This is a genomic window from Vibrio sp. 1727 (assembly GCF_033344415.1).
In the GTDB taxonomy this organism is placed as follows: Bacteria; Pseudomonadota; Gammaproteobacteria; order Enterobacterales; family Vibrionaceae; genus Vibrio; species Vibrio alginolyticus.
Map to the genome: position 1 here is coordinate 108,182 of NZ_JAWPOT010000003.1, position 26,709 is coordinate 134,890.

Consider the following 26,709-nt stretch of genomic DNA (forward strand, 5'->3'; position numbering starts at 1 on the left):
GGTGACGACCATGACAACACGCTCAACCATGCTACAACTCGGTTACTTAGGCCTGGTTCCATTTGTGTTTAGTTTAGGGCTGCTTTCACTGACATCTCATTCTTCAATTTAAGTGGTCAGCAATTTTTCATCGCATATAGCGCCGTTATATTAAGTTTTTTATCCGGCATCCTTTGGGGTAATGGCATTGAGCATTACTACCATCGCCTTAGCCGAAATATATTAATTCTCAGCAACCTTTTTGTCTTACTGGCTTGGGGCGCATTACTGCAGGGCCACAAACATTACGCAGTCGCAACCCTACTCTTAGCAATTGGGTACCTTGCTGTTTGGTATGCAGAAAAGCTCGTGAGGAAAGTCGAACAAGACGCCGAGCCCAAGGGATATCAAGGAATGAGGAGCAAACTGACCTTCGGCGTAATCGTAATGCACGGATTGGCTTTAGTTTCATAACCTGGTCTGTCCAGTACTAAGATCACAAAAAAACGTCTTTTTATAAAACAATGTTTATTTCGTGAATGCACACATATTTTGAACACTGTTTTGTTTCATTTATGAATCAATCCACATATAAGTAATTCAAAGCATTCACAAAGGATATGAATATGTTTTTTCGCAAACTTTTGTTTAGCACTGCGATGATCAATGCAACGACAGGTTGCGTGTCTTACCAGGCACAACAAGCCGCCGCTCAAACAGTAAATAATACAGGCGCTGTGCTTACCAATGTGATTAAAACCACGATTGCTCAGCCATGTAATGTTGCAATCACTGCTGCTAGCTTGTTTTATCCGCATGCCATATTTATGACTAGTGTTCCGACTCAAGCATGTACAAGCGTTCTTAGATAATACGAAAGTGATAAGCATAAAAATGGCGACTCTACCGTCGCCATTTTTAAGCTTCAATGCTATTTACAGTTACAGCGTCAATAAGTAATTAACTAATTGATTGTACTCGTCGTAAGTACGAATTTCGTTGGCCAAAACAATGTATTTATTGTTCACAACCACACCCGGAACCCCTCTTAACGTGCTGGCAGAGAATTGCTTATCAAAACCTTTCTGCATTGAGTTTACGGCGAAACTGTTGTACGCCGCATCAAACTTCTTACCTTCTACGCCATTATCAACGAAGAGTTGTTTCAGCTCAGCTTCGTCTTTTGGCGCTTGTCGCTTTTGATGAATTTGGGCAAACATGGCAGGAATCATTGTATCTTCAACTCCTAGCGACACCATCGTCGCGTAGGACTTGGCCATCGGAATCGCCATATCTCCGCCCATGAACCCCACATGCACCTTTTCAAACTTTGCCTCTTTTGGCAGAGCAGGTTTTAAACGCTCAATAAGCGACTCAAACTTGTAGCAATGTGGGCAATAAAAAGAAAAGAATTCCGTCACAACAGGTTTCGATGCTTTCTTTACATCCAGAACTTTGTAGTGCTTCCCTTCTTCAAATTGCGCTGCATGAGCGGTAAAAGTCAGTAAAAGTGCACTACATAAGGCAAGTAGTTTTTTCATTGTTTATTTCCTTGTGGCATTCAAATGCCAAATCATTTCATTTGGTAAAAAGGGGTAAACCCCAAGTAATTTGAGATGAGGAATTAAACAATCGGAGGACGATAAAGCTTGGTGATCACTGTCACTACTTTTTCGACTAGAGGCCTATCAATCAAAGCAAGGCTATAAGGAAGAAGCAGTAAGTCGTTTTGAGATAAGTTGGCGGGAATTTTGACCATGCAGGAAGAGCTACAACTCGTGTGAGATTGTTGTGCCTTATTGATGGCTGACTCATCGTGATGTGATTCTACGCAGTCGTCATTGACGCCAAGTTGTTTGTGCAGAGCAGCCTGTTGAACAATAAGATCGCGTACTTCAATTGTTTTCATCGGAGCGGAAGCCTCCGCCACAGGAGCGACACTACTCAAAAGCATAGCAACTAAGCAAACTATCGCAGTCAACAATGTACGGTTAAACTTCAACATAGCTACATCAAGGAAAATGGTGATTTAAGATAATACATGATAACGATTTGACTTCAAGATACGGACTCTCGGCTCGCTAACAAACTCTGTTCTTTGACCATTTTAGGCTAGTGAATTTTCTCTCTAACGCTCCCTCAGTACACGAAACCAGCACAACGAGCTATTCACCGTTCGGATACTCCCCTCATCAGATACCAGCAACAATTCGATAAAACTTGAAATCATTATGAAACACGAGTAATAGTTAGAACGGTTTTTGTACGAACAAGGAAAGATCAATGCTTAAAAAAAGATTCTTTAAGACAAAAGATGAAGTCGAAGTCACGTTCGAGCTAGATAAAGATCAGTGGGACTCTGTCCAAATTGCTGGAGACTTCAACAACTGGCAGCCAGAACCGATGAAATTAGTGAAGAAAAGTCGTCAGTTTAAATTTAAAACCCGCTTACCTAAAGCGCAGAATGTTCAGTTCCGTTACTTGCTCGATGACGCGAAGTGGGAAAATGACCCACAAGCTGATGCTTACGTTCCAAATGCATTTGGCAGCGACAACAGCGTCGTATGTACCACCGAATAAGCGGTAATTTCGCTTTAAGATTCCATACCTAGGCGCAAACGTTGCGCCTTTTTACATCTCTCGAAATGTGATTGGTGATTAGATTTAAATCATTAATTGGCAATTTTATCCAGTTAACTCATCCGATAACCTTATTCTGAGAAAGCTTTATTTGAAATAATTCGTAAATTTGTTTAAGTTCCATTGATATTAAATATTGTATACATCACTTAAATGAACGCACAACAAATCAAACCATCTCTAATCATTGTGGAAGACGATCCCAAATTACAAACTATGTTGGGAGAGTATTTTGTTGAACAAGGTTTTCAGGTCAAATGTATCGACAATGGGACGGACGCACCCAATGCGATTATTGACACACAACCAGACGTGGTGCTGTTAGATTTGATGCTACCCGGGCAAGATGGTCTGAGTGTATGTCGTCAAATCCGAGAATGCTACAAAGGCAAAGTGTTGATGCTGACAGCAAGTGATGATGACTTCGATCATGTCGCCGCATTAGAAATAGGCGCAGATGACTTTGTTACTAAACCCATCAAACCTCGCGTATTGCTGGCTCGTATTCGCATGCTATTAAGAAGAAAAGAGGCGGCGCCTACCGAGTCCGAAAACGGCCTACAAATTGGTGTTCTGTGTTTAAACCGATTGCGTAAATCGTGCGTAATGAACCAAGAAGAAATTGCGCTGACAGACGGCGAGTTCGATTTGTTGTGGGTTCTTGCAACGCATGCTGAAAAAACACTATCACGCGAGTGGCTGACCAAAACACTGCGTGGTATTGAATACGATGGAACAGACCGCACCATTGATAATCGCATAGTGACACTGAGAAAGAAGCTAGGCGATGCTTCTTGCTCACCACAAAAAATCATTACCGTTCGCGGCAAAGGCTACCTATTTATGCCTGATGCATGGAATGAATAATGAGACGGATTTATCTGGAAAGCTTTGTTGGCCTTATCATTCTGTTTATGGCTAGCTTGTGGGGATACGAGTTCTTAGTTTATGAGATCAACACAGATTATGACTACCTGTTACAAGAGCATGAGGGTCAAGCTTTTCACGATCTGATCTACCCTATCTATAAAGAACACGGATTAGAATATACTCAACAACAGTTGGAACAATTTGCCACATCAAGCCATCGTTTGTTGGTGCCTCATACGCTTGAAGAGCTTCCAACAGACATCAAAAAGGCGTTTGAAAGTGATACCTCCGTTAACGTCGCTTACGATGAAGAAAGGGATATCTGGTTCCGCCTAGATGCGAGCACGCCTATCTTTAAAATGAGCGATAATCCGAATAGCCCTGTGGTTAAAGCTGCCAACTTTGATGACAATATCGTTTGGTTGTTCTTTTTAGCTGGATTTGCTCTGTATTGCATATTGTTGATCTGGTTCTTAAGCCGTCGGATTCGAGAGCTAGAGAGAGTGACCGTTGAGTTTGCCTCAGGTAACTTCAAGGCTCGAGCTAGTACCTCAAGCGCTAAGTCTGTTGGGACGTTAAACAAAAGCTTTAACACGATGGCCGATAAAGTATCTCGCTTGATCACTAGCAATAAAATGCTAACTAACGCCGTTGCACATGAATTGCGTACCCCAATCTTCCGCTTACAATGGCAAGCAGATTTGTTATCGGATTCAACCTTAACTGAACAACAGAAAAAGTATGTTTACAGTATCGTCGAAGACATTGACGAGATGGAAGAAATGGTTGAAGAATTGCTTTACTACGCAAAGATGGAGCGTCCTGACACAGCATTACAAACTCAAGAAGAAGTCGTCCTAGTCAACTTAGTCAACTTAGTCAAAGAATTACGACAGAGATGGCAAAAAGAGACTACGCTCGCTATCTCGCTTCAAGAAGTAAACTCAGAAAACGTTCTCGCGTTTGCTGACCCAAAATTGTTAAAGCGAGCCTTAGATAACTTGCTGCGCAATGCAATGCGGTACGCGGATAAGCAGATTTTAGTAGAGATAAAACACGATCAGCACCGCTGCTTCATCAATGTTCATGATGATGGCATAGGTATTGAAGAAAAGCATTGGCCTCATCTATTCGAACCATTTTACAGCGCGGATGAATCTCGCAACAAAAAGACGAGCGGGTTTGGGCTCGGTTTGGCGATTGTCAGACAGATAATGGAGCTTCAACGTGGAGAAGTTTCGATTTGCCATAGCCCACTTGGAGGAGCTTGCTTCACACTTAGCCTCAAAAAATCAGACAGTTAACTTAACCTTCCTACCCCATTTACAGAAGACGACACTTCAATACACTCAAGCGACAGATACCAACAATAAAACAGTGTACATTTAATCCATAAGATTCACACACTAAATGGATAGTACTCATGTATAAATCTTTTATCCTGATTATGGCGCTTACTTCTACGCTTACAGCTTGCGCCTACAACCAAAAACCTGTCGTCGACATGACCAATGTTGACCCTAGTACATATGAACAAGACTTTCTTTACTGCCAAGGCTATGCAGAAAATGTCGACAAATCAGAGGCAGCGAAATCTGAAGCCACTAATGGGGCAGTTACAGGCGCATTGATCGGCGCAGCTGCTGGCGCGCTAGAAGACGGATTAGGTGGAGCGGCTGTCGGTGCTGCTGCCGGCGGTGCTGTAGGAGCTGGAGCTGGTGCTTTGAGTGGAACAAATGATTCAACCAAAACCCAATCTCTCGTATTGCGTAAATGTCTCCAGCACAAAGGCTATACCGTCTACGATCTTGATTAAATAAGCACTTTTCTTAAATTATCGCGCGAAGGATTCTATTCACAAATGTTTCACGCTGTAACGATTAATCTCGTTACCTCTCTGGGATATGTGTTCCATCCCAATGCTTAAATAGTAAGGTCATATTTTGAAGCCAGGTAAAACAGGTATACGCCGTGTCATGGATGCGACCGGCTATTCATTTCAAGGATTGAAAGCCGCATGGACACACGAAGCCGCTTTTAGACAAGAATTGATTCTCGCCTTGGTGCTTTCCGTCTGTGCTTTTTTCCTTCCTGTCACCACATACGAAAGAGTGCTGATGATCAGTAGCCTGTTCTTGGTATTGATCGTCGAACTCATTAATTCCGCCGTAGAAGCGGTTGTCGACCGTGTTAGCGATGACTGGCACGAGCTCAGTGGTAGAGCCAAAGATATTGGCTCAGCAGCAGTATTTGTTGCGTTAACTCTTGCCCTTTTTATTTGGGCTTCGTTCTTGCTCTAATTTTTATTCAAGACACTCATTATGAAGACACATGATTTACAACAGAGAGGTATCTCTTACGTTACCTTTACTTTCCTGTTGGCGCTGTATTTCGCTCTCGTCGTAAATATCCCTATTTATAAAGAACTGATCGGCATCTTTACACACTTAGATAATGTCAAGATTGGATTTATTATCACAATACCAATTTTCTTTCTTGCCGCGCTCAATTTCCTTTTTAATTTATTTAGTTGGCCTTGGATCGGCAAGCCGTTCTTTATAATTTTAATCATTGTTTCAAGTATGGTGAGCTACGCAAGCTATAACTATGGCACACTTTTCGATTCTGGAATGATTGCCAATATTGTTGAAACCGATTCGAGCGAGGCGAGTTCTTACCTGAGTGCTCACTCTGTAATTTGGACGCTGATTATGGGAGTTATCCCAGCGATAATTGTCTTTAAGGTCAAGCTGCAATCTCAACGTCACCAATTACTGTACTTCTCTGTTACCAAATTAGTATCGATGCTGTCGTCGCTAGCTGTCATCGCCGTCATTGCCAGCGTGTACTATCAAGACTACGCATCTGTAGGGCGCAACAATAGCCACCTGAAAAAAATCATCATACCCACCCAGTTCGTTTACAGCGCGACCGGGTATGTGAAGGAAAAATATTTCACCACGCCAGAGCCATATCGAGAAATCGGCACAGATGCAAAGCAGTCAAATAGCGCCGTACAGCAAGCACAGAGCAAACCAACACTACTGGTTTTTGTCGTAGGAGAAACCGCTCGAACTCAGAACTACCAACTCAATGGCTATACACGAGAGACAAACCCTTATACTAGTAAACTGGATGTTATCTCATTTCAAGACGTCGCGTCTTGTGGCACCGCGACTGCTGTATCTGTGCCTTGTATGTTTTCACAGCTCACGCGAAACGAGTTTGAACGCGCCAAAGCGGATAATCAGGACAATGCTCTCGATATAATGCAGCGCGCCGGGGTTGACCTCATTTGGAAAGAAAATGACGGTGGGGATAAAGAAGTAGCCCACAAGATCAAGAAAATCGAAGTTGATCGAAAGCAAGTAAGCCCTATGTGTAATGGCCAAACTTGTTACGACATGGCGCTATTAGATCATTTTGATCAGGAAGTCGCGGATATGCACGGTAACCGAGTGGTCGCCATGCACCTTATAGGAAGCCACGGTCCGACCTACTTTCAGCGTTACCCAAGAGACAACGCCTCCTTTAAACCAGACTGTCCACGTGCAGATATCGAAAACTGTAGCATCGAACAAATAGTGAACACATATGACAATACAATACGCTACACCGATCTTGTATTGGCAGAAACCATCAAAAAACTTAAAGCGTTAGAGTCTGAGTATAATACTGCGCTAATTTACATATCGGATCACGGTGAGTCACTAGGCGAAAACGGATTGTTCTTACATGGTATGCCTTATGGCCTTGCACCAGATTTCCAAAAACGCGTTCCTTTGATTATGTGGCTGTCTTCGGGCTTTAAACAAGCGAAGCAGATCAATACCGACTGTTTGTATAAACAAGCACAGAATGCAGGCCAATACTCACATGATAACGTGTTCCACTCTTTATTAGGCATTATGGATGTACAAACTCAAGCCTACGATAGCAAGTTAGATATATTCAAAGCCTGCCGAGCCGTTTCCTAAACCATTCAATAAAGCCTGGCTCAAAGTGTGAATCAGGCTTTTTCTAACAAGGTATTTAAACTCATCGCCGCGCCAAGCGTTATACTGACAGTCCGCGATCCATACATCGAGATAAGGACTAGGATGAAAATTGGTATTATTGGTCTAGGGGATATCGCTCAGAAAGCATACCTTCCTGTTATCACTCAGCTTCCAAATATCGAACTTGTATTTTGTACCCGCAACCCAAACACACTTGAGAGCCTGGCTAAGCAGTATCGAATCTCAGAGATCTGCCAAGACTACCAGCAACTTCTGCACTTTGGCGTCGATGCCGTCATGATTCATGCGGCAACAAGCGTACACCCTCAAATAGCGGCATTTTTTCTGCAGCATGGAATTCCAACCTTTGTCGACAAACCATTAGCGAATAGTGCTGATGACGTAGAAAAGCTGTACGACATTGCCGAAAAAGAGAGACAGCCACTCTATGTGGGCTTTAACCGTCGTCACATTCCACTTTACAACCAACATATGCCACAAGTGCAGCAAGGCAACATATCTGACTTAAAGTCGCTACGCTGGGAAAAGAACCGTCACCAACTACCGGGGGATGTTCGTACCTTTATATTTGATGATTTTATTCACCCATTAGACAGCGTTAACGTCACAGCCAAAGCCGATCTAAAAGATGCTTATGTAACTCATCAACTTGAAGGTAGTCAGTTGGCGCGTTTAGATATTCAGTGGCAACATGGAGATACTTTGCTCCACGCCTCGATGAATCGCCACTTCGGTATCACTACAGAGCGCGTTCAAGCTTGTTATGCAAACAAGGCAGTTGAGTTCGACTCCTTCGTTGAAGGCAAACTATGGCAAGCTAACCAAGAGCAAAAAATCAATTTGAAAGACTGGACGCCAATGCTAACGAGTAAAGGTTTCCATTCGATGTTGCTCGACTGGTTTGGCGTCGTTGAGTCTGGAAATATTGCTAATGAAGTAGTAAAACGCAACATTGCCAGCCATCGATTGGCAGAGCAAATTTGTCAATATATCGAGAAAGTTGTCTCTAGATAATGCGATTCTTGGCTATATGCTTGATTGAGTATTACGCTCTATACTAAAAAGACTTGCCTTAGGGAAGGCATTCATTCTCTGTTAAGACTACAGCGATTATTCTATCAATCAGGTGAATGAGGGCACAAAAGCACACATCGACAAAACAGACGGTTTAGATTTGTTTTACGCTGCTCTCAGGTATCTGAATCATCACATTCAAGAATAAAGGAAATAGAATGAGAACACTTGGTAACATCATTTGGTTTGTATTTGGTGGCGTATTTATGGGGTTGCTATGGTGGTTTTTTGGTATTTTGGCCTTTATTAGCATCATCGGAATACCTTGGGGGCGTGCGTGTATCGTTATGGGTAATTTTTCCTTTTTCCCATTCGGTAAAGAGGCCATCTCACGCGATGAATTGACCAATGAAATGGACATTGGCACGAGTCCGCTCGGCGTTATTGGTAACGTCCTTTGGTTTGTATTTGCAGGCCTTTGGTTAGCTATCGGTCACGTACTTTCTGCAGCAGCATGCTTTGTCACCATAATCGGCATTCCGTTTGCGCTCCAACACCTCAAGCTAGCGGTTATTTCACTCGCACCAATTGGTAAAACGGTTGTATCGTCAGAAGAAGCTGCAATGGCTCGATACAACATCAATCGTTAGCAAAAAGCTAATGCGCTTTCTATCCTCTGGGCAGTCATGCTCAGAGGGTAACGCCCGTCAAAAGTAAGCCTATAATCGCTATCGCATATTCAATAATGGCTGATTGTATATTCATACCGTCACCTTTACGTTGAAGTTTATCCTAGCTCAGCACTGCTTTACTTTTATAATTAATTAATACACCCAAGTGAGTTCAAGATGCTAGACTCATAGCGTCGTCACTGATTCAAACTCCAAGAACGACGTAACGAAAAAGCGAGCTATCCTATGCTCGAAATATGGGTTCTTTCCCCCTCGAAGTAGAGTTCAACAACAAAAAAGACGAACTATAAGCGTAGCCAAAATTAATGCTTTTCGACCTAAAATATCTCACATCAATCAAAGAAAGCTTCTAAGATTTTCTCTTTTTGAGTAAATATAGACAGTTACAGTAGCGAAATTCTTCTCGGTAAAAATCCCCACTCAATCTCATGATCAGTTTTAAAAAAAAACAACAAAAATTCGTTGTTATCTAGAGTAATTATTTTATTTGTCGCAGAGCAATTCCATCAATATCATTTGCGACATCGGAGTGCTAGAGCATTGAAATTTTTAGCATTTATCACAGGTATAGAACGTAAAAAACCTTTTATTACTTATTTTTCTTTTTTACATATGTTCTAACTCAACGTCTATTCAGACAGGAATATACCGTGGATAAATATCAAGCAGCTTATGCTAAACGTCTAGAGAAACTAAATGGGGATCCATCTCCTAAAACGATAGCCCGCCTTTCGGCTTGGGATGCGTTTTTTAACAAGGAGTACGAGCTCCAAGACTTGGAATACCAGCTATCGGACGCTGCGCACCAGCACTATGAACAGTCGCATGCGAAGAGCGACATTAGCTTCAAAGAATTCAAACGAGCGTTCTATAATGAATCCATCAAAATTTACAATTTAACTGATGGCGCTTCTATCCAGAAAGTATTCACCCCATTACTTTTGCTTACAACGCTCTGGATAGTGTTTGTATGCCTATTTAACAAGTGATCATCAAACTATTCCAACAACGATCAGTATGGGACTACAGGTATGGCTCTATGTAAGGGGGCTAATTGGCTCGGTCTCCTTCACTAAATTAGCGACTCAATTACCCGCAATTCCATAGGCTAAAAGTGACAAGGGCATCCGTTGATGCCCTTTTTATTCAAAGGAACGCAACCTAGACCTTTGGCCCACTTGGGTATAAAACCATTATGCGTTAAGCTGCACGCTATTATCCGATTGATAAAGAGTGGAGCGAAGTGATGGAAAAAGTAGGCTCTCGAGCATTGATTGTCGAAGGTGGAGCCATGCGAGGCGTATTTTCATGCGGCATACTCGATCATTTTCTTGCTAGCGAGTTCTCTCCATTTGATAGCTTTTGGGGAGTGTCTGCGGGTGCTAGCAACTTGGCTGCCTACTTAGCTAAAATGCCCGGACGTAACTTAAAAATCTACCTCGATTACAGCTTAAGAAAAGAATTTATCTCTCCATCTCAACTTCTACGTGGTGGTGATATGATGAACTTAGACTGGATGTGGAATGTCACCCTCGAAGAACTTGGCATCGATAAATCTGCGCTCAAAGCTGATTCACGACCTTTCTTTTTAGGCGTGACGCGTCAAGACAATGGGCAAGCGGAGTACCACCTTCCTGATGTCGACGACTTGGCAGAAACAATGAAAGCCAGCAGCGCACTGCCTGTACTTTACCGAAATGGCGTATCACTGAACGGAATTCAATACGTTGATGGTGGCGTCTCAGACGCACTTCCTGTTGCAGAAGCAATAAAGCGAGGAGCCAAAAAGATTATGGTTTTACGCAGCCAGCCCGCAAGCTATCAAAAGCCAAGAGGAAGATTCAGCGCCCTAACTAGGAGGATGTTGAAAGAAACGCCCGGATTAATTGAACCGATGTTGACACGTGAAGTTCGCTACAATCAGACCTTAGCGCTGATCAACAACCCACCACCTGGTATCGAAATCATTCAAGTGTGTCCTCCTGAAACATTCAAGTTGAAACGGCTGAGTCGATCGCCAGCACCACTGCGTCATGCTTATGAGTTAGGAATTGAAGCAGGAAAGGAAGCCATCATACGATGGAGTCAGAAGTAGAAAAAAGCCACGTGGATTAAACGTGGCTAACGCAAATTCGATGGCAGTGGATTATCGTATTTGCTTCTGGTCGAGCCCAATATTCAGGCTCAAAACTGTTTTAATTTGCTCGCTAACTGAAAAAGCGAGTAGGCAGTCCAAACTAGTAAGTTTCAAACAACCCAGAGTTGTAATCTTGGATGGCTTGTTCTATCTCTTCCATGCTATTCATGACAAAAGGGCCATAATGCACCACGGGTTCATTAATTGGCTCACCAATAAAGATCAGTGCACCACTCTCTTTTTCGGCCTGCAATTCAACCCATTCACCTTTCGATAAAATGGCCATTTCGCCTTGATTGATCTCACGACCTTTTAATTGAATACGACCTTTATAGACATAGAGCATCATGTTGTTGTCTTGATCCGTGTTCAAATTCAAAGCTTGCCCCCCCATCGCTCTCCAATCGGCTACCGTGGCAGCAACACCTGTCTCTGTTAGCGGCCCCTGAATTCGTTCGTTGTTTATAGTCATATGACCCGCAATCAAACGTACAACCCCCGTATTCGGAGTATCAAACTCAGTGATCGTTTCAGGTTGAAAGTCATGATATTGAGCTGGCTGCATCTTATTTTTCGCAGGCTGGTTAATCCAAATTTGGAAACCATGCAATTCGCCTTCCTTCATAATAGGCATTTCGCTATGGATGACGCCTCTTCCTGCCGCCATCCACTGTGCACCACCGGAACGAAGCTCACCAACATTATCCATATGATCACGATGCTGGAAATGACCTTTCAACATATAAGTAAGCGTCTCAATACCGCGGTGCGGATGCGGAGGGAAACCGCCGATATAGTCAGCGCGGTCTTCTGATTTGAGTTCATCCATCATCAAAAATGGAGAAAAGCTAGCATGATTGAAACCCGCTACACGGCGAATTTTCACTCCATCACCATCAGCAGTAGGTTGTGCAGGAATAAGCTGACGAATTTCTCTGAATGTACTCATACTAGTTCTCCTAGTTTATCTTTGTGACCGCTTGCAAGTCGCATGTTCAATCTATGGCTATCGATAAGGTTCTATTTTAGGTTGATGAGCTAAAATTATGAGCCATACTATTCGTTCTACTTATTCAACTTTTTCGAACAATACAATTTATCGAGTTAATAATGAGCACATTTAATTTATCTAAAATAAATGTAGCTATTTTCTAAACAAGGTGTATAGTGTGCCTTGGCTCTTAGAAGAGAGCTGTTAATGCAACATTTAGTTTAAGTTTCCTCTCAGTAAAATCTTGAATCCCCAATTCAGACACCTGCGTACAACTTCCTCTTGATTGAACATTCAATAGCTTAGAAAAGATCCACAAAACAAATCATAATTTTAATGTTTAATTCAAAGGTATTTTTATGTCTAAAGTAACTGGTTCAGTAAAATGGTTTAACGAAACTAAAGGCTTCGGTTTTCTATCTCAAGACAACGGCGGCCAAGATGTATTCGTACACTTTAACGCTATCGTTTCTGACGGTTTCAAAACACTGACTGAAGGTCAGAAAGTAAGCTTCAATGTAGAGCAAGGTAAAAAAGGTCCTCAAGCGACTGAAGTAACTCCTCTATAAGACTGCTTTTCTTGGTGTAGCATGCCCATGCTGCACCAAACCTCTCTCCTTCAAAAATATTCTTTCATCAATCACTCAGCCTAATTTTAGGCATTGCTTTGTGCTATCTAAAATAAACTGAATAGTACTGCTTAATTTATTATTTATAGGAAAAATCATGTCCTCAAAAAGAACTGGCCGTCAAAGGCATTGGTATCAATTACTTAACAAAGAGAAAATCACTAAAAAACAGGAGAATAAATGTTAGAAATTGAATTTAATTTAGAACAACCTCAAACCTCTTGGAACGCTAAAATACATCAATTAAATGGTGATATTTTACGAAGGCACGTATTACCGAAACTTCTTTCTCATAGCTTCATGATCGATTTTGAATATTGTGAGAAAACGCAATCTGGAACTATTCTCTGTGATTCAGGTTCAAAGTTAGGAAGTTTTACTGTTAACTGATTCAGTTTTCATGCATTAATGGATAATGCAACTAATTTGGAAGGTATCCAATGGCTAGAAAAAGTAAGAAGCAGTCAGAAAAAGACAAAAAAGAGTCTGAACAAAACGCGGCGGCGGTAAAGCAGAAAACTCGACGCCGCATAGAAGACATTATGGAACAAAGAGAATTTGATAAGTTATTCGATCTATAAATGCTCTCTAGTGCTTTCTCTGCCTTTATCGTTGTGCAAGGTACCGCCACCTACCTTTGCTCAAACGAATCTCCACTCTTTTAGACTACTCTTCTAATTACACGTGCCTCTCACACACGCAAAAACAACTGGCTCCTCTATACTCAAGTGACTTGCAAATAGTCGTTTCGCTCACAGGAAAACCCGTGACTAATGACAGTTAGGTTATTTGCGTATAGCCAAAGCGATATTTTTGCGTATAATCCCTCTCGTTTGCTTCGTATAACCCCAATGATATGGTTTGGGGGTCTCTACCAGTTCCCGCAAAGTGCTGATTACGAAGAGTTGAGATCATCGTGGGTCTTACTCTTTGTGATAGCGTTCGATTTATTTCTATCTATACCTATTCTTAGAGTAACTGCATCCACAATACACATAAGGTGGAATATGAACGCATTTATTCAAGGTCTTCCAAAAGTAGAGCTGCACTTACATATCGAAGGTTCACTTGAGCCGGAACTCTTATTCAAATTAGCAAAACGAAACGGCATCGAGATCCCTTACTCTTCTCCGAGTGAACTACGCAGCGCATATCAGTTTACAGACTTACAATCATTTCTCGACCTCTATTACCAAGGAGCGGGAGTTCTGCGTACGGAGCAAGATTTTTACGATCTCACTTGGGAATACTTACTGCACTGTAAAGAAGACAACGTTATTCATACCGAAATCTTTTTTGACCCTCAAACACACACAGAACGCGGCATAGACTTTGACACTGTTATCAATGGAATCGCTCGTGCGCTAAAAGATGGTCACGAAAAACTTGGCATTACCTCGCAAATTATTGCGTGTTTTCTCCGTCACCTTTCAGAAGAGAGCGCCATAGAGACCCTACAGGCTATTCTGAAACACCGTGATAAGATCATTGGTGTTGGACTAGATTCTTCAGAACAAGGTCATCCGCCAGCTAAATTCAAGCGCGTATTTAAACAAGCAGTAGAAGAAGGCTTACTTACCGTTGCTCACGCAGGTGAAGAAGGCCCCGCACAAAATATTAGCGATGCAATTGAAATGCTTTACGTGAGCCGCGTGGATCACGGTGTTCGCTGTGTTGATGATGAAGCATTAGTTGAATCCTTAATCGAAAGCCAAATGCCACTGACAGTGTGTCCGTTATCGAATCTTAAGCTATGTGTATTCGACGATATGAAAGATCACAATATTGTGGATTTGCTACGAAAAGGTGTCGCTGTAACGATTAACTCAGACGATCCTGTGTACTTTGGTGGCTACATGACGGATAACTTTCTGGCCGTCAACAACGCACATCCAATGAGTAAGAGTGAACTTGCCCAATTTACAATGAACGCGATTGATGCCAGCTTTATCGATAACGAGTTAAAGGCGAAATATCGTCACCTTGTTAGCCAATACGTAAACCAGCACGAAGCTTTGCAATAAAGGCATCAGTTCCACGCCTTAGGCCAAACGCGTAGGTATTAAAACCCTACAAAAACTCTGTGGTTAACCGCATTTATAAACGCTAGACTGAGAAAGCTAAACTAGCACACAAAAAGGAATAGAATCATGATTCAACAAGGCCAAGCTCTACCAGTTGCAACTCTAAGTGAGTTGACTGCCGATGGTATGGTGAACCACGACGTTACAGAACTGTTTGCGAACAAGAAAGTCGTACTCTTTGCTGTACCTGGCGCATTCACCCCTACCTGTTCAGAAGCCCATCTACCAGGCTATGTGGTATTAGCTGATGAGCTAAAGGCAAAAGGTGTTGATTTTATTGCGTGCGTTTCTGTAAACGATGCATTTGTGATGCAAGCGTGGGGCGAAGCTCAAAACGCTTCTGAGATTTTGATGTTGGGTGATGGCGACGCTAGCTTTACTAAAGCATTAGGTCTTGAAATGGATACAGGCGGCTTTGGTGGTATTCGCTCACAACGTTACGCAATGATCATTGAAAACGGCACAGTGACTAAGCTAAACGTTGAAGAGCCAAAAGAGTTTGAAGCAAGCAAAGCAGAAACGATTTTAGCGGCGCTTTAAGCTTACTCCTAAATACAAAAACGGAAGCCATCGCTTCCGTTTTTTGTTGGTTAACGCATTCTCACAACACTCGTTTGTTGCTTACGCTGCATTTCCGCAAAAGTCAGCACAAACGGGGATGACTGCTTTACACGGCTTGGTAATGAAGAAAGCGCATTGTAGGCATCCTGCTTCGTTTTAAAATCACCAACAGTTACCGTATACCAACGCGTGCCTCGGCTGTTTTTCCAGTTAACCCAAACCGGATGCTTAGGATCGATATAGCGAATATAATCTTTCACATCTTTTTCTTGCTTTAGCGCGAGTACCTGCATCGTGTAATGGTTTGGGTTTAAATAACCATATGCATCCTGAGAGGTCATGACTCCAACACATTGGCCGCTATCGACCTCCTGCTGGTAAGGCATAGCGCAGCCCATGAGCGATAAAATCAATGTCAAAGATAAAATCTTGTGCACGTGTCACTCCATTCTTGTTCTAGTTTCTTTTCTCTCGCACCCAAAAACACAAAACGCTCTTGGTCAGGTAAAAACACACCCTTACAAGAGGGCCTGTGTTTTAACGCAACGAGTATTCCAAAAACGTAAGGCGACCACGTTGGTCGCCTTAGTAAATTGATTTAATAGAACATTAACAAGATAGAGTGATATAGACAGAAGTTCGCTACTGTTTAGAACCAGCTAGCGACCAATTGCTTAAACCAGTCTAAAATTCGCTTGAATAAACTGCCTTCCTCCACGGACTCCAATGCAACGAGCTCGGCTTCATTTACGACCTTACCGTCGACTTTGTAAAGCACTTTACCAACCACTTGTTGCTCAGAAATTGGCGCAACTAAATCACCGTTGTATTCAACTTCCGCTTGCAGATTTTTTACATCTCCTTTTGGCAAAGTGAGATAAACATCGTTAGCTACGCCGACAGTAAGCTCGTCTTTTTCGCCCATCCAAACTCGAGCTTTCGCAAGTTCCGCACCCGCCTCAGTCGGCATTACCGTATCGTAAAAGCGGAAGCCATAACTCAACAGCTGCTTGCTTTCTGATTCACGAACATTCTCACTCTTCGCTCCCATCACTACGGCAATCAAACGCATATCACCTTGTGTTGCAGAAGTCGCTAGACTATAACCCGCGCCGCTTGTATAACCAGTTTTCATGCCATCGACATTCATACTACGATCACGAAGCAAGCCATTACGGTTGTATTGAGTGATGCCATTGTAAGTAAACGAGGTTTCGCTATACAGCGGATAGATATCAGGTAAGTCACGAATAATCGCTTGGCCCAACTTGGCAATATCATAAGGTGTCGAATATAAACCGTCACTGTCTAGGCCGTGAGGGTTGGTGAATGCCGTGTTAGACAATTCAAGCTTGGCGGCCCAACTATTCATCAAACTCACAAACCCTGATTCACTTCCCGCAACATGCTCAGCAATAGCGACACTGGCATCGTTACCAGATTGAACAATCAGACCACGGTATAAGTCAGACAAAGAAACGGAAGTATTGACTTCAATAAACATTTTTGAAGAATCTGGGAAATTTTTTGCCCAAGCATTTCGGCTGATGACAACCTCATCATTCAACGTAATATTGCCTGTATTAATTTCTTGACCAGCTACATAAGCAGTCATCAACTTCGTTAAACTCGCGGGGTTTAAACGTTTGTGGGCATCACGTTCAACCAGTACTTTCCCCGTATGGAAGTCCATCAAAACATAACCACGAGAACTGAGTTCCGGCGCATTTGGCACAACTGAAGGCGCAGCATAAGCCAACGAGGATACAGCAGCGAACCCTGTAATTAACACTGTGTGTAATATAGTACTTTTTCTCATCATGACATCTTATCTTAGTAGCATTTAAGGCTTACAAACGGTACCCGAATGAATTCAAAGCGCGGGATTACCTAGTTAAAAAACGAGTATATTGAAACGGCGCTCAGTTACAGCCACCTTGTTACGATTGGTTACTTTTACTCAATGTTTGTCGAAAATAATGAGAGGTAGGTAGAGCTTTCGTCTTGAAGAATGAAACAGGAGCGAAAATAATTCCGTAACGCTATGTTTTTTTAGAGGGGAGAAAAAGCGCGCAAGCCAATTCAGGGAGTAAGCTGGTATAGGAAAAGTAGTTGAGCTTTTATCCATATCTAAATAGGAAACAACAAAAACAATCAACAATAAGCCCAGCTAATTATTTACCAAGAAAACATATTGAAAACGCATCATAAAATCGTAATTAATTATCGATAAATTTAAAAACCTAATATTATAATTTATGCAAATTTCATTTATTATTAAACTGGAGAAAAATACAGCTTTCCTTTTTTAAAACTAAGAGACGATTTTTTCGATGTTTTTAGGTTTATCTCATCAGAGAACTTGGTATAACAGTGAGGAATAAGGCATCCGGACTTAGCGCGAAAGGATAACCCACTGTTATTTAAGTTCACACGCTGCTTTTTAATGACTAGAGACTTTAAACTGCGGTTACCTTCGGTTTGTGCGGCTATTCTTTGACGTATCCCAACCCAGTACGACTCAAACGACGACATCATACATATCCTCTTTCATGATATAAGCATTAATAATTAAACATCGCTAAAAGCTAAGCTTGTCTTAAATAAAAGTACTAGAAATTGATTTTATTTCTTCAAAACAAATCAACCCGCATATTCCACATAAATTTAGTGGTTATGTCAAATATTAATTATCATTAATTTTATTTATAATGGATATAAAATCAGTTTATAATTTTTAAATAATTTAATTATTAGAAAGCAGTATGACCAGTCCATATTTAACATGGAAATATGAGCTTTGTTTTGCATCATAATATATAAATACATTAAAGATTCATCTACGAACTAAATGCTCTTCAAGAGGTGATATAAATTAGCATTTCGAGACTAAATGAGAATAAAAATAGCGCACCGTATATGGTGCGCTATAGATTTGATTAAGGTCACTGTATAAGCATAGATAAAACTAAACTCATTTGACGTAGCTAGGCCAAGATTGCTTATGGTTTAAGTTTCAATACTTTATCAATATCTTCTGCGCTGTGGCGCTCAGGTAACTGCTCCCATTCTTCACCCCATGAACGGTTCACAATTCGACCACGTTTTACCGCTTCACGCTCATCAATTACTTTTGCCCAACGCACAACGTTTTTGTAGCTTTCTACGTCTAAGAATTCAGCCGCATCGTAAGCACGACCCAACACAAGGTTGCCGTACCATGGCCATGTTGCGATATCAGCGATGCTGTACTCATCGCCACCTAGGAATTCATTGTTCGCAAGACGCTTGTCTAATACATCTAACTGACGTTTTGCTTCCATTGTAAAGCGGTTGATTGGGTACTCGAACTTCTCTGTTGCGTACGCGTAGAAGTGACCAAAACCACCGCCTAGGTATGGCGCAGAACCTTGCAGCCAGAATAACCAGTTCATTACCTCAGCACGCTTAGCGCCTTCTTTTGGTAAGAAATGATCAAATTTCTCTGCTAGATAAAACAAGATGTTGCCAGATTCAAACACGTTCACTGGCTCAGAACCCGAACGGTCAACCAATGCCGGAATTTTTGAGTTTGGGTTAACAGCTACAAAGCCAGAGCCAAACTGGTCGCCATCGCCAATCTTAATCAGGTATGCATCGTATTCTGCTGCCGTTACGCCAGCCGCCAAAAGCTCTTCAAACATGATCGTCACTTTCTGACCATTTGGGGTACCCATTGAGTAAAGTTGGAATGGGTGCTCACCAACTGGAAGCTCTTGCTCATGACGTGCGCCAGAATCCGGACGGTTGATGCTCGCCCACTGACCGCCGTTTTCATTATCGTTTGTCCAAACTTTTGGTGGAATGTATTCGTTAGCCATTGTTTTCCCTTATTGTGTTTGAATGCATCTTCAAACTGACGGGTCTTACGCGCCAGCAAGCATTATTAACATCACCTCTTCGCCAACTGCGATTAGGCATACTCAAGATATTAGGTCGAATTCGCTAAATAAAAGTCCTGTAATCTCTTTTAGTTAGAACCTTTGGTTATGGGATTTTCTTTCACGCTATAAGTAAAAACGTCACGGTAATGTAAACTAGGTTCGAGATGCCAACGATGAGTAAGCTACACTCGGCGGCGCACCTCTATTTGGGGATTTAGAACAACCGCTAAACTTCAAAGTCACCAAGAATGAAGTTGTTCTGGATACCTTAGTTCAAACAACTTACGTGCGTGATAGGCAGTTAAGTTAGATAGTTAGAAAGAAAAACGCCCTTCACTAAATCAATGAAGGGCGTTTTAATGTATTCGAAACCGTTACTTAGCTGATTCAAACAAACCAGTTATACCTTTCAAAGGGAAAAGCCTTGCTTGTTCCAAACCTATCAACGTTACTTTACTAAGGTCATCAATAAAGAAACGACTGGTCATCGTGTGTTTGCCACCATTAATGAAAATCTCGATGACAGAATTGTCGATATATATATCAATCGTCTGCTTAGCGTCCAATCTTGGTGCTTTTCGAATGCTACCAAATTCTTCTGCGTACAAATGAGACATGTGACGACGGTCCAGCATAAACTCGTGCTTTGTCGCACTAAAGACGATGTTGTCACCTTTGAGGTTACTCAGCTCAAGTTCAAAGCCATCGCCCTCAAGGTCTAGTTGGATCAAACAACTGGTGCTTTCCAGTGTATGGGATTGTGCAAAGACCACCTCTTCTTTTCTTAAATTCTTCAGCTCAGGGAGCGGAGTTTGAACAAGAAAACCATCTTTCAACGTTAGTTCTCTAGGAAGAGACAACATTCCTGCCCACTGGTGTGTGACCGATGGTGTATCGATTTCTGGCAACCCTATCCATGCAATAAGAATGCGACGCCCATTCTCATCTAAATAGGTTTGTGGGGCGTAGAAATCAAACCCATAATCTGGCTGCAAAATATCTTGGTGGTTTTCTAAAGTCATCGACTCTAGGTTCAACTGATCACCCACGATATATGCGACAGAATAGATGTTTTTGAAATCATAAGGATTACTACTGCTCACGCCCTGTGGAGAAAACAGCATCACCGATTGACCATTAATCTCAAAGAAATCAGGACACTCCCACATGTACCCAAGGTCAGAAAACTTGGTCTTAATTGGACCTTTATGCTGCCACGTTTTCAAATCTTTGCTTTGATAGAGCGCCATTGAACCATGCTCGGTTTTGGTTTGAGCTCCCACCACCATCAAATAGTCGTCGCCTTTCTTCCAAACTTTTGGATCACGAAAGTGCTCCGTGTAATGTTCGTTCTCAATGACCACACCGTGCTTTTCAATGTTGCCGTCTGAATCCATGGTGGCAAAGCACTGTGTTGGAATTCGATTCCAGTTTTGGTCACGCTTATTACCAGTAAAAAACAGCAAAGCCTTGTTGTTTTCCACCAAAGCACCGCCCGAATAGACACCATGTGAATCGTAGTCTTGGTCGGGATGAAGACCCACACCATGATCAGTAAAATGGATGAAGTCTTTAGTAGAAAGGTGGTACCAATACTTCATTCCATGGACTGGTCCCACAGGCGTCCACTGGTAAAAGATGTGGTGCTCACCATTGAAATAGCACAACCCATTTGGGTCATTTAACAGCCCAAATCTAGGGGCGATATGAAAACTAGGAAAGCCTTTATCTTGCTGACGTAAAAGTGTCATTTCCTCGATATCACACTGAGGGATTTGCTCAAGTCGGCGATATCTTTGCTCTACAGTCCAACGGTTGTTTAAGCTCATAATTTTTCTCAACTGAAATTGGATCTGAAGATCATTGCCCAATAAATTGCAGCAACTCTGTCTGGGTCGGAAGCGCGGTCATTGCGCCTTTTTGCGTCGTCGCTAATGCACCACAGCCATTTGCCCATTGAATCGCAGAGCTAACAACAGGATGATTTTTCCAATCGTCATGCCGAGACAGGCATGCCAGTAGCCCTCCGACAAAAGCATCACCCGCACCTGTGGTATCAATCGGACTAACGACTTGACCAGTGATCAGCTCACTCTGATTTTCAAAGACGCGCCAAACGCCTTTAGCACCTTGTGTCACCAAGACCAAAGCAATATTCAAAGCGGCTATTTGTTGTAAACCTTGCGCCATCGATGTTGAGTCAGTTAAGAACAAAAGCTCCTCTTCAGAGAACTTAACCACATCGGCCATCGCTACAGCCTTCATCACGACAGCTTGGATTTCTGATTGGTCTTGCCACACTTCATCGCGCAAGTTAGGGTCAAAGCTAATGAAACCACCAGCGACTTTTGCTCTTTTGATCGCCTCAAATGTGCTGCTTCTACTTGGCTCATTTGCCAGTGAAATTGAGCAAACGTGTAGCCAGTCACCTTGCTTAAAGTTTGGGATGTCTTCAACAGACATAAACTGATCAGCGCTCGGTTTTACCATAAACGTAAAGCTGCGCTCACCTTGCTCGTCTAAATCCACCACCACTGTTGATGTTCTTTGCTCTGGGTCTTTAACGAGAAACTCAGTGCTCACGCCCTCTTGATCGAGCGTTGATTGCATGAAGCGACCAAATGGGTCATCACCTACACGTCCAAAAAACGCACTCTTACCAGATAGACGAGCAATTGCTACGGCGACATTCGCTGGTGCACCACCGGGACATTTGAGTAAAGAAGTCTCAGATTCCGGTATTAGATCGACAACAGCATCACCAGTTACCCACACTTGATTCATCTTGCTTACCTTGAAATTAAAGCCCTGATAGTCCAACGTGTTGAACACCTTCACTACCAAGTAAAAATTGAAAAAGGCTAGCCAAGCCATTAGTGCTTGGCTAGCACCCCAAACATTTAGGAAAAGAAGTGGATTTTGGGGGACTCCACCCCTAAGGAGTTCAGATTAAGCCGCTGCTTTTCTACCGACTTTAGCGCGGTCACGCATACCAAGAACAATGGTGAGAACAAATGCGGTCAAGAACGCGATCACCATACCCGCGATGTAGTACCCAATCTTCTCTGGCGTAATGGAAATGATGCCTGGAAGACCAGCTGCGCCCAATGCCTGAGCTTTCACATTAAACATTGTGATGAACGCACTTGATAACGCCGCAGCGCAAACTGCCGCAATAAATGGGTAACGTAGTTTTAAGTTAACACCAAACATAGCCGGTTCTGTAATACCCAGCAAACCCGTAACACCAGATGGAATCGCAATACCTTTCATCTTCTTATCTTTGCTCATCACGCCCACCGCCAACGCTGCCGCTCCTTGAGAAACGTTAGACATCGCCGCAATAGGAAAGATAAAGGTGCCGCCCGTCGTCGCAATATCCGCAAGAAGTTGAGTTTCAATCGCAATGAAGCTGTGATGCATACCAGTAATAACAAACGGAGCATAAATAAGACCAAATACCGCACCACCAACAAAGCCAGCAGTGTTGTATAGCCAGTTCAGACCATCACCCAATAGGAAACCGATATCACGCGTGAACGGACCGACGACAGTAAACGTCAGCAAACCCGCTATGAAAATCGCCAGTAATGGCGTTAAAAGGTTGTCTAAAACAGAAGGTATGACTTTACGTAAGCCTAGCTCAACCTTCGCAAGAATGAATGCCGATACCAAAACCGGTAACACCGAACCTTGGTAACCCACTTTTTGGATTTCAAAGCCAAGAATATTCCAAACCGGAATGTTGCCAGACACAGATGCGCCGCCGAATCCCCAACCATTCAGCAAGTCAGGGTGAACCATCAACATACCTAGCGCCGCCCCTAAATATGGGTTACCGCCAAACTTCTTACTGGCTGAAAATGCCAGCAGAATAGGCAGGTAAACAAACGGCGCGTTCGCAAACGTGTTGATCATGTTCGCCAAGTCTGTCAGTCCTGGGTTGACATCAATCAAAGATTTTCCATCAATGAACAAGCCTTGGGCAGTCAATAGGTTATAGATACCCATCAACAAACCGCCAGCGACGATTGCTGGAATGATTGGAACGAAAATATCAGACAGCCCTTTCACCGCGCGCTGAACAATGTTTTGTTTCTCTGCGCCAGCAGACGCAACGTCGTTGGTGGACATTTCACTCATCCCCGTCAACTTCGCCATTTCTGCATAAACTTGGTTTACGATGCCAGATCCAAAAATGATTTGGTACTGACCCGCAACTTTGAACTGCCCTTTTACTCCTTCAAGGCTATCAATCGCTTGTTCATCTATTTTTTGCTCATCTGCAACGGCAAGGCGTAAGCGTGTCGCACAATGCGCAAGTGCGGTGATGTTGCTTTTACCACCTAATAGAGTTACCAACTCTTTTGCTACTGCCGGATAATTCATTTCATACCCCATTGGATTATTATCTGAGCTTGCGAAATTTTCGGGAACGTTTGCAAAACAGATTTTTGCTCAATAGAACCAAATGTTCAAAGATAAAGCAGAGAGAATGTGAGAATGATCGTCAAATTCTCTCCCTAAGAGCAGTATAGGAGGTTAGAATCGCTACTTATCAAAGAGCTTTTCATCTTCTCTTTGCAAACAATCCCAAAAACGAAAAACAGAATGGATAGGAACAATGGCGAGTCTGCATGATGTCGCCCGTCTGGCTGGCGTATCAAAATCAACAGTGTCACGGGTTATAAACGATGAATATGGCGTAAAAGAAGCGACAAAACTGAAAGTCCGCCAAGCAGTAGCGGAGTGTGGCTATGTGCCAAACCAAGTCGCTAAAGATCTAAAATCTCAAAAGACCAATCTGGTTGGTGTCATTGTTCCTCGGGTTTCCTCTCATGCCACATCCCAAGGTGTCGATGGATTAACCGATGTCCTTGAAAAAGCAGGGAAACATGTCTTACTTGCTAGCACTCACCAAGCCCACGAAAAAGAACTGGAATACATTCAGATCTTTAACCAAAAACGGGTTGAAGGGATCATTCTTTACGCCACCCACCTCGATTCCAAGCTGGTAAAAGCAATTCAAAACTCAGCCGTTCCAGTTGTGCTCGTCGGTCAAGATGGTTCCATGTTTAATATTCCAAGCATCATTCATGATGACGCACGAGTAGGGTTTGAAGCGGGAAATAGACTGGTTGCAAAAGGTTGCCAAACCATGGGTTTTATTGGCGTGCAAGGTGACGATATCGCGGTAGATAAGCAACGCTCTGAAGGATTTGTTCAAGCGCTGCAACACCATGGTTTTGAGATCGCCTTCCATGCTCGTGGTGACTTTACAATCGATTCTGGCTATTCATTGGCAAAACAACACTTAACAAAGAACCCTAAGCTAGATGGCTTGTTCTGTGCGACAGACCGTATTGCTATCGGTGCGATGAGAGCGATTCAAGAGCTCGGGTTAACACCGGGTAAAGACGTTTTAGTGCTAGGAGTTGGTGATGATGAGCTCGCATCAGTGTGCACCCCAACCTTATCAACATTTAACTATGCATTTGATAAAGCGGGTGAAAATGGTGCGAAACTGCTACTAGATAGAATTGCCAACAGAAGTTTTGAAATGAGTAAGATGGTACTAACCTTCAAAACAATTGAGCGTCAGTCCTGTTAATGAAAAAGCGCCAACTGAAATCAGTTGGCGCTTTTCTTATTACTCTTTGTCGGTTAGATCCCTTTAGAACCAAGTTTCCATTTGCAGTGCAAACAGAACTTCACCACCATCACCCATCGTTGCAGCACCCGCATCCTGGCTAATCGAGTAGCCATTCAAGTCTTCGCTCCAATCAACGTAGCTAACTGCAAAACGTAGCTCCGGACGGTCAAAGAAACCTGCAGCGGTAGACATCTTAAGCGTTGGTGCGATTGTCGCTTTGTAAAAACTGCCACTTGCTTTATCAATCGCATTGTCTAGGTCCATGTATTGGTATGAGCCTTCATAAACCATCTCAAAGTTCTGCGTAAACTCTTGCGCTAAGCGGATGTTGAACGATGCCCACGTAAATTCATCATTTTCAGCAAAGCGATCTTGGCTGTGTTCTGCTAGCAACGCAGGTGCTACACGCCAGTTGTCGCCGATGCGTGTTACACCATAGCTGAACAAGCGTACGGCTTTTGCGTCTTCTAACAAATCTCCGTTTGAACCGATGCCTTTAAGTTCCGCACCCAGTCCATCACCCATCAAAATACCGGTTTTAGAGAAGCCTTCACTCATGCCAAAGAAGTTATCGCCATGGTAGGCAAACATCGCATGTAAACCTTTGTCCGCTGCTCCTTCTACGCGATCATTGTTATCAGCTGACGTCATGCCGCTCAGCATCAATTGCCAATTACCGAAGCGGTTGTTCATTGTCGCGATATAGTTTTCAACATCCGTTGACGAGCTATCAATCTCACCAAAATCACGACCATAGATCGAGAAGTTTGCTTTCCATGATTCGCTCATTTGGACGTCATACACACCAGCACCAGTGCCAGATAAGAAAACAATATCCGAGTCAAAGAAGTGAATGTCAAAGTTATCACGGTCAAATCGTTTACCAGCCCAAAACGTCGCGTCAGCAAACGCACTTGATTCAGAGAACATACTCAACTTGTTTAGCTCAGCATATACCTGACGAACGTTTAATTGACTCTCGCTCGCCGTCCATTCGTTATTGGTTTCCGTACTATCTGCCAACATGATTCGGAACAATGCGCTGGAACCATCATCTGCAAAACGTTTGTGAATAAGGTTTGCTTCCACATAATGATCATCCTCTACCCCTAATCGCCCAACTGGAGCGCCAATAGCACCAGCTGCCGTCATGTAAGGACCAGTACCCACTGCACCATTCAGATCGTCATTAATCAGTAGCCCGGAACGAGCGTAGCCATGAAACTCAAAGCTTGAGGCTTTCTCATTTGCTTCTGTGGATGCTTTTTCTGTCTGTTCAAGTCTCTGTTCTAATTCATTAATTCGCTTTTCAAGAGCGTCAACATCTGTTGTTGCGAATGCAGGTGCTGTAACCAGCCCAAGCGCTACTGCCATCGTCAAAGTGTGTAGTTTCATTTCCATAGTCTCACGTAAATTTATACTTAGGTTACTTGCAAACGTTCCCAAGTAAAATTGCAAACTTATGGTGACTTTAAATACCCATCTAAAGTCTGAATTTCAGAGCGCTCAGACTCAGA

Annotated in this window: 27 protein-coding genes, 2 pseudogenes and 1 riboswitch; of the genes and pseudogenes, 19 read left to right on the forward strand and 10 right to left on the reverse strand. The window is 42.7% G+C overall.

Going from position 1 to position 26,709, the window contains the following annotated elements:
* Window positions 1-10 precede the first annotated feature (10 nt).
* Together R8O10_RS04775 and R8O10_RS04780 are read left to right on the forward strand one after the other, a co-directional pair.
* Window positions 11-453, forward strand: a pseudogene (locus tag R8O10_RS04775) (DUF3429 domain-containing protein).
* A gap of 152 nt (window positions 454-605) precedes the next feature.
* On the forward strand, window positions 606-851 hold the full coding sequence (locus R8O10_RS04780) for a hypothetical protein (protein ID WP_005373664.1): 246 nt from the start codon (window positions 606-608) through the stop codon (window positions 849-851).
* A 69-nt stretch (window positions 852-920) separates the two neighbouring features.
* On the opposite strand, the gene R8O10_RS04785 is transcribed toward R8O10_RS04780, so the two are convergent.
* Both R8O10_RS04785 and R8O10_RS04790 read right to left on the reverse strand, forming a co-directional pair.
* The gene (locus tag R8O10_RS04785) at window positions 921-1,520 is read right to left on the reverse strand and encodes a thiol:disulfide interchange protein DsbA/DsbL (RefSeq protein WP_005373667.1); all 600 of its coding nucleotides are present in this window, start codon (window positions 1,518-1,520) and stop codon (window positions 921-923) included.
* Window positions 1,521-1,603: 83 nt separating this feature from the next.
* Window positions 1,604-1,984 carry a hypothetical protein gene (locus tag R8O10_RS04790; protein WP_054577748.1) on the reverse strand — a complete coding sequence of 127 codons (381 nt, stop codon included), beginning with the start codon at window positions 1,982-1,984 and terminating at the stop codon, window positions 1,604-1,606.
* A 278-nt stretch (window positions 1,985-2,262) separates the two neighbouring features.
* Here R8O10_RS04790 and R8O10_RS04795 point away from each other — a divergent pair, with 278 nt between their 5' ends.
* The 10 genes from R8O10_RS04795 (at window position 2,263) to R8O10_RS04840 (ending at window position 11,309) form a co-directional block, all read left to right on the forward strand.
* Window positions 2,263-2,559 (forward strand): isoamylase early set domain-containing protein, encoded by a 297-nt coding sequence (locus R8O10_RS04795; RefSeq protein ID WP_005373671.1) that lies wholly within the window; start codon window positions 2,263-2,265, stop codon window positions 2,557-2,559.
* Between the two features lie 213 nt (window positions 2,560-2,772).
* Entirely contained in the window at window positions 2,773-3,486 is a 714-nt protein-coding gene (locus R8O10_RS04800) for a response regulator (protein ID WP_005373673.1), read from the forward strand.
* Window positions 3,486-4,793 (forward strand): ATP-binding protein, encoded by a 1,308-nt coding sequence (locus R8O10_RS04805; RefSeq protein WP_318191151.1) that lies wholly within the window; start codon window positions 3,486-3,488, stop codon window positions 4,791-4,793. The genes R8O10_RS04800 and R8O10_RS04805 overlap by 1 nt, the downstream gene beginning before the upstream one ends.
* Window positions 4,794-4,912: 119 nt before the next feature.
* The gene (locus R8O10_RS04810) at window positions 4,913-5,305 is read left to right on the forward strand and encodes a hypothetical protein (RefSeq protein ID WP_005385575.1); all 393 of its coding nucleotides are present in this window, start codon (window positions 4,913-4,915) and stop codon (window positions 5,303-5,305) included.
* 127 nt (window positions 5,306-5,432) lie between these two features.
* Window positions 5,433-5,789, forward strand: coding sequence for a diacylglycerol kinase (locus R8O10_RS04815; protein WP_017635149.1), 357 nt, complete (start codon window positions 5,433-5,435; stop codon window positions 5,787-5,789).
* A 21-nt stretch (window positions 5,790-5,810) separates the two neighbouring features.
* Window positions 5,811-7,466: a phosphoethanolamine--lipid A transferase gene (locus R8O10_RS04820; RefSeq protein ID WP_318191152.1), complete on the forward strand. Its 1,656-nt coding sequence runs from the start codon at window positions 5,811-5,813 to the stop codon at window positions 7,464-7,466.
* Between the two features lie 123 nt (window positions 7,467-7,589).
* Window positions 7,590-8,522: a Gfo/Idh/MocA family protein gene (locus R8O10_RS04825; protein ID WP_017635148.1), complete on the forward strand. Its 933-nt coding sequence runs from the start codon at window positions 7,590-7,592 to the stop codon at window positions 8,520-8,522.
* Window positions 8,523-8,740: 218 nt separating this feature from the next.
* The gene (locus tag R8O10_RS04830) at window positions 8,741-9,172 is read left to right on the forward strand and encodes a YccF domain-containing protein (protein ID WP_005373685.1); all 432 of its coding nucleotides are present in this window, start codon (window positions 8,741-8,743) and stop codon (window positions 9,170-9,172) included.
* Between the two features lie 692 nt (window positions 9,173-9,864).
* Window positions 9,865-10,203, forward strand: a complete 339-nt coding sequence (locus R8O10_RS04835; protein ID WP_017635147.1) for a hypothetical protein — start codon at window positions 9,865-9,867, stop codon at window positions 10,201-10,203.
* A gap of 257 nt (window positions 10,204-10,460) precedes the next feature.
* A complete protein-coding gene (locus R8O10_RS04840; RefSeq protein ID WP_005373688.1) occupies window positions 10,461-11,309 on the forward strand; it encodes a patatin family protein in 849 nt (282 codons plus the stop codon).
* A 142-nt stretch (window positions 11,310-11,451) separates the two neighbouring features.
* On the opposite strand, the gene R8O10_RS04845 is transcribed toward R8O10_RS04840, so the two are convergent.
* Window positions 11,452-12,300, reverse strand: a complete 849-nt coding sequence (locus R8O10_RS04845) for a pirin family protein (RefSeq protein WP_017635146.1) — start codon at window positions 12,298-12,300, stop codon at window positions 11,452-11,454.
* 401 nt (window positions 12,301-12,701) lie between these two features.
* Between R8O10_RS04845 and R8O10_RS04850 the strand changes: the two genes are divergently transcribed.
* The 5 genes from R8O10_RS04850 to R8O10_RS04870 all read left to right on the forward strand — a co-directional run bounded on the left by R8O10_RS04850 (window position 12,702) and on the right by R8O10_RS04870 (window position 15,595).
* A complete protein-coding gene (locus R8O10_RS04850) occupies window positions 12,702-12,911 on the forward strand; it encodes a cold-shock protein (RefSeq protein ID WP_005373691.1) in 210 nt (69 codons plus the stop codon).
* A 240-nt stretch (window positions 12,912-13,151) separates the two neighbouring features.
* Window positions 13,152-13,361 carry a hypothetical protein gene (locus R8O10_RS04855; RefSeq protein WP_005373692.1) on the forward strand — a complete coding sequence of 70 codons (210 nt, stop codon included), beginning with the start codon at window positions 13,152-13,154 and terminating at the stop codon, window positions 13,359-13,361.
* A 50-nt stretch (window positions 13,362-13,411) separates the two neighbouring features.
* On the forward strand, window positions 13,412-13,552 hold the full coding sequence (locus tag R8O10_RS04860; protein WP_017633782.1) for a PA3496 family putative envelope integrity protein: 141 nt from the start codon (window positions 13,412-13,414) through the stop codon (window positions 13,550-13,552).
* 237 nt (window positions 13,553-13,789) lie between these two features.
* A riboswitch (purine riboswitch) is annotated at window positions 13,790-13,889 on the forward strand.
* A gap of 89 nt (window positions 13,890-13,978) precedes the next feature.
* The gene (locus tag R8O10_RS04865; RefSeq protein WP_017819853.1) at window positions 13,979-14,995 is read left to right on the forward strand and encodes an adenosine deaminase; all 1,017 of its coding nucleotides are present in this window, start codon (window positions 13,979-13,981) and stop codon (window positions 14,993-14,995) included.
* Window positions 14,996-15,121: 126 nt separating this feature from the next.
* A complete protein-coding gene (locus R8O10_RS04870) occupies window positions 15,122-15,595 on the forward strand; it encodes a peroxiredoxin (RefSeq protein ID WP_258662863.1) in 474 nt (157 codons plus the stop codon).
* A 50-nt stretch (window positions 15,596-15,645) separates the two neighbouring features.
* Here the strand turns inward: R8O10_RS04870 and R8O10_RS04875 are convergent, their stop codons facing one another.
* From R8O10_RS04875 to yghU, 3 genes are all read right to left on the reverse strand, one after another.
* The gene (locus tag R8O10_RS04875) at window positions 15,646-16,053 is read right to left on the reverse strand and encodes an SPOR domain-containing protein (protein ID WP_005373701.1); all 408 of its coding nucleotides are present in this window, start codon (window positions 16,051-16,053) and stop codon (window positions 15,646-15,648) included.
* A 212-nt stretch (window positions 16,054-16,265) separates the two neighbouring features.
* Window positions 16,266-17,435, reverse strand: a complete 1,170-nt coding sequence (locus R8O10_RS04880; RefSeq protein WP_017819852.1) for a D-alanyl-D-alanine carboxypeptidase family protein — start codon at window positions 17,433-17,435, stop codon at window positions 16,266-16,268.
* Window positions 17,436-18,618: 1,183 nt separating this feature from the next.
* Window positions 18,619-19,476 carry a glutathione-dependent disulfide-bond oxidoreductase gene (gene yghU, locus R8O10_RS04885; protein WP_318191153.1) on the reverse strand — a complete coding sequence of 286 codons (858 nt, stop codon included), beginning with the start codon at window positions 19,474-19,476 and terminating at the stop codon, window positions 18,619-18,621.
* Window positions 19,477-19,729: 253 nt separating this feature from the next.
* Between yghU and R8O10_RS04890 the strand changes: the two are divergent.
* Window positions 19,730-19,849 (forward strand): annotated as a pseudogene (locus R8O10_RS04890) (dihydrofolate reductase); the annotation flags it as partial.
* A gap of 64 nt (window positions 19,850-19,913) precedes the next feature.
* Here the strand turns inward: R8O10_RS04890 and R8O10_RS04895 are convergent.
* The 3 genes from R8O10_RS04895 to R8O10_RS04905 all read right to left on the reverse strand — a co-directional run bounded on the left by R8O10_RS04895 (window position 19,914) and on the right by R8O10_RS04905 (window position 23,928).
* Complete coding sequence (locus tag R8O10_RS04895) at window positions 19,914-21,368, reverse strand: sucrose-6-phosphate hydrolase (protein WP_318191154.1); 1,455 nt, start codon at window positions 21,366-21,368, stop codon at window positions 19,914-19,916.
* 31 nt (window positions 21,369-21,399) lie between these two features.
* Window positions 21,400-22,323 carry an aminoimidazole riboside kinase gene (locus tag R8O10_RS04900; protein WP_053307218.1) on the reverse strand — a complete coding sequence of 308 codons (924 nt, stop codon included), beginning with the start codon at window positions 22,321-22,323 and terminating at the stop codon, window positions 21,400-21,402.
* Between the two features lie 165 nt (window positions 22,324-22,488).
* Window positions 22,489-23,928 (reverse strand): sucrose-specific PTS transporter subunit IIBC, encoded by a 1,440-nt coding sequence (locus R8O10_RS04905; protein ID WP_053307217.1) that lies wholly within the window; start codon window positions 23,926-23,928, stop codon window positions 22,489-22,491.
* A 235-nt stretch (window positions 23,929-24,163) separates the two neighbouring features.
* Here R8O10_RS04905 and R8O10_RS04910 point away from each other — a divergent pair, with 235 nt between their 5' ends.
* On the forward strand, window positions 24,164-25,150 hold the full coding sequence (locus R8O10_RS04910; RefSeq protein WP_005373712.1) for a LacI family DNA-binding transcriptional regulator: 987 nt from the start codon (window positions 24,164-24,166) through the stop codon (window positions 25,148-25,150).
* A 63-nt stretch (window positions 25,151-25,213) separates the two neighbouring features.
* On the opposite strand, the gene R8O10_RS04915 is transcribed toward R8O10_RS04910, so the two are convergent.
* Window positions 25,214-26,587, reverse strand: a complete 1,374-nt coding sequence (locus R8O10_RS04915) for a carbohydrate porin (protein ID WP_318191212.1) — start codon at window positions 26,585-26,587, stop codon at window positions 25,214-25,216.
* Window positions 26,588-26,709: the final 122 nt, after the last annotated feature.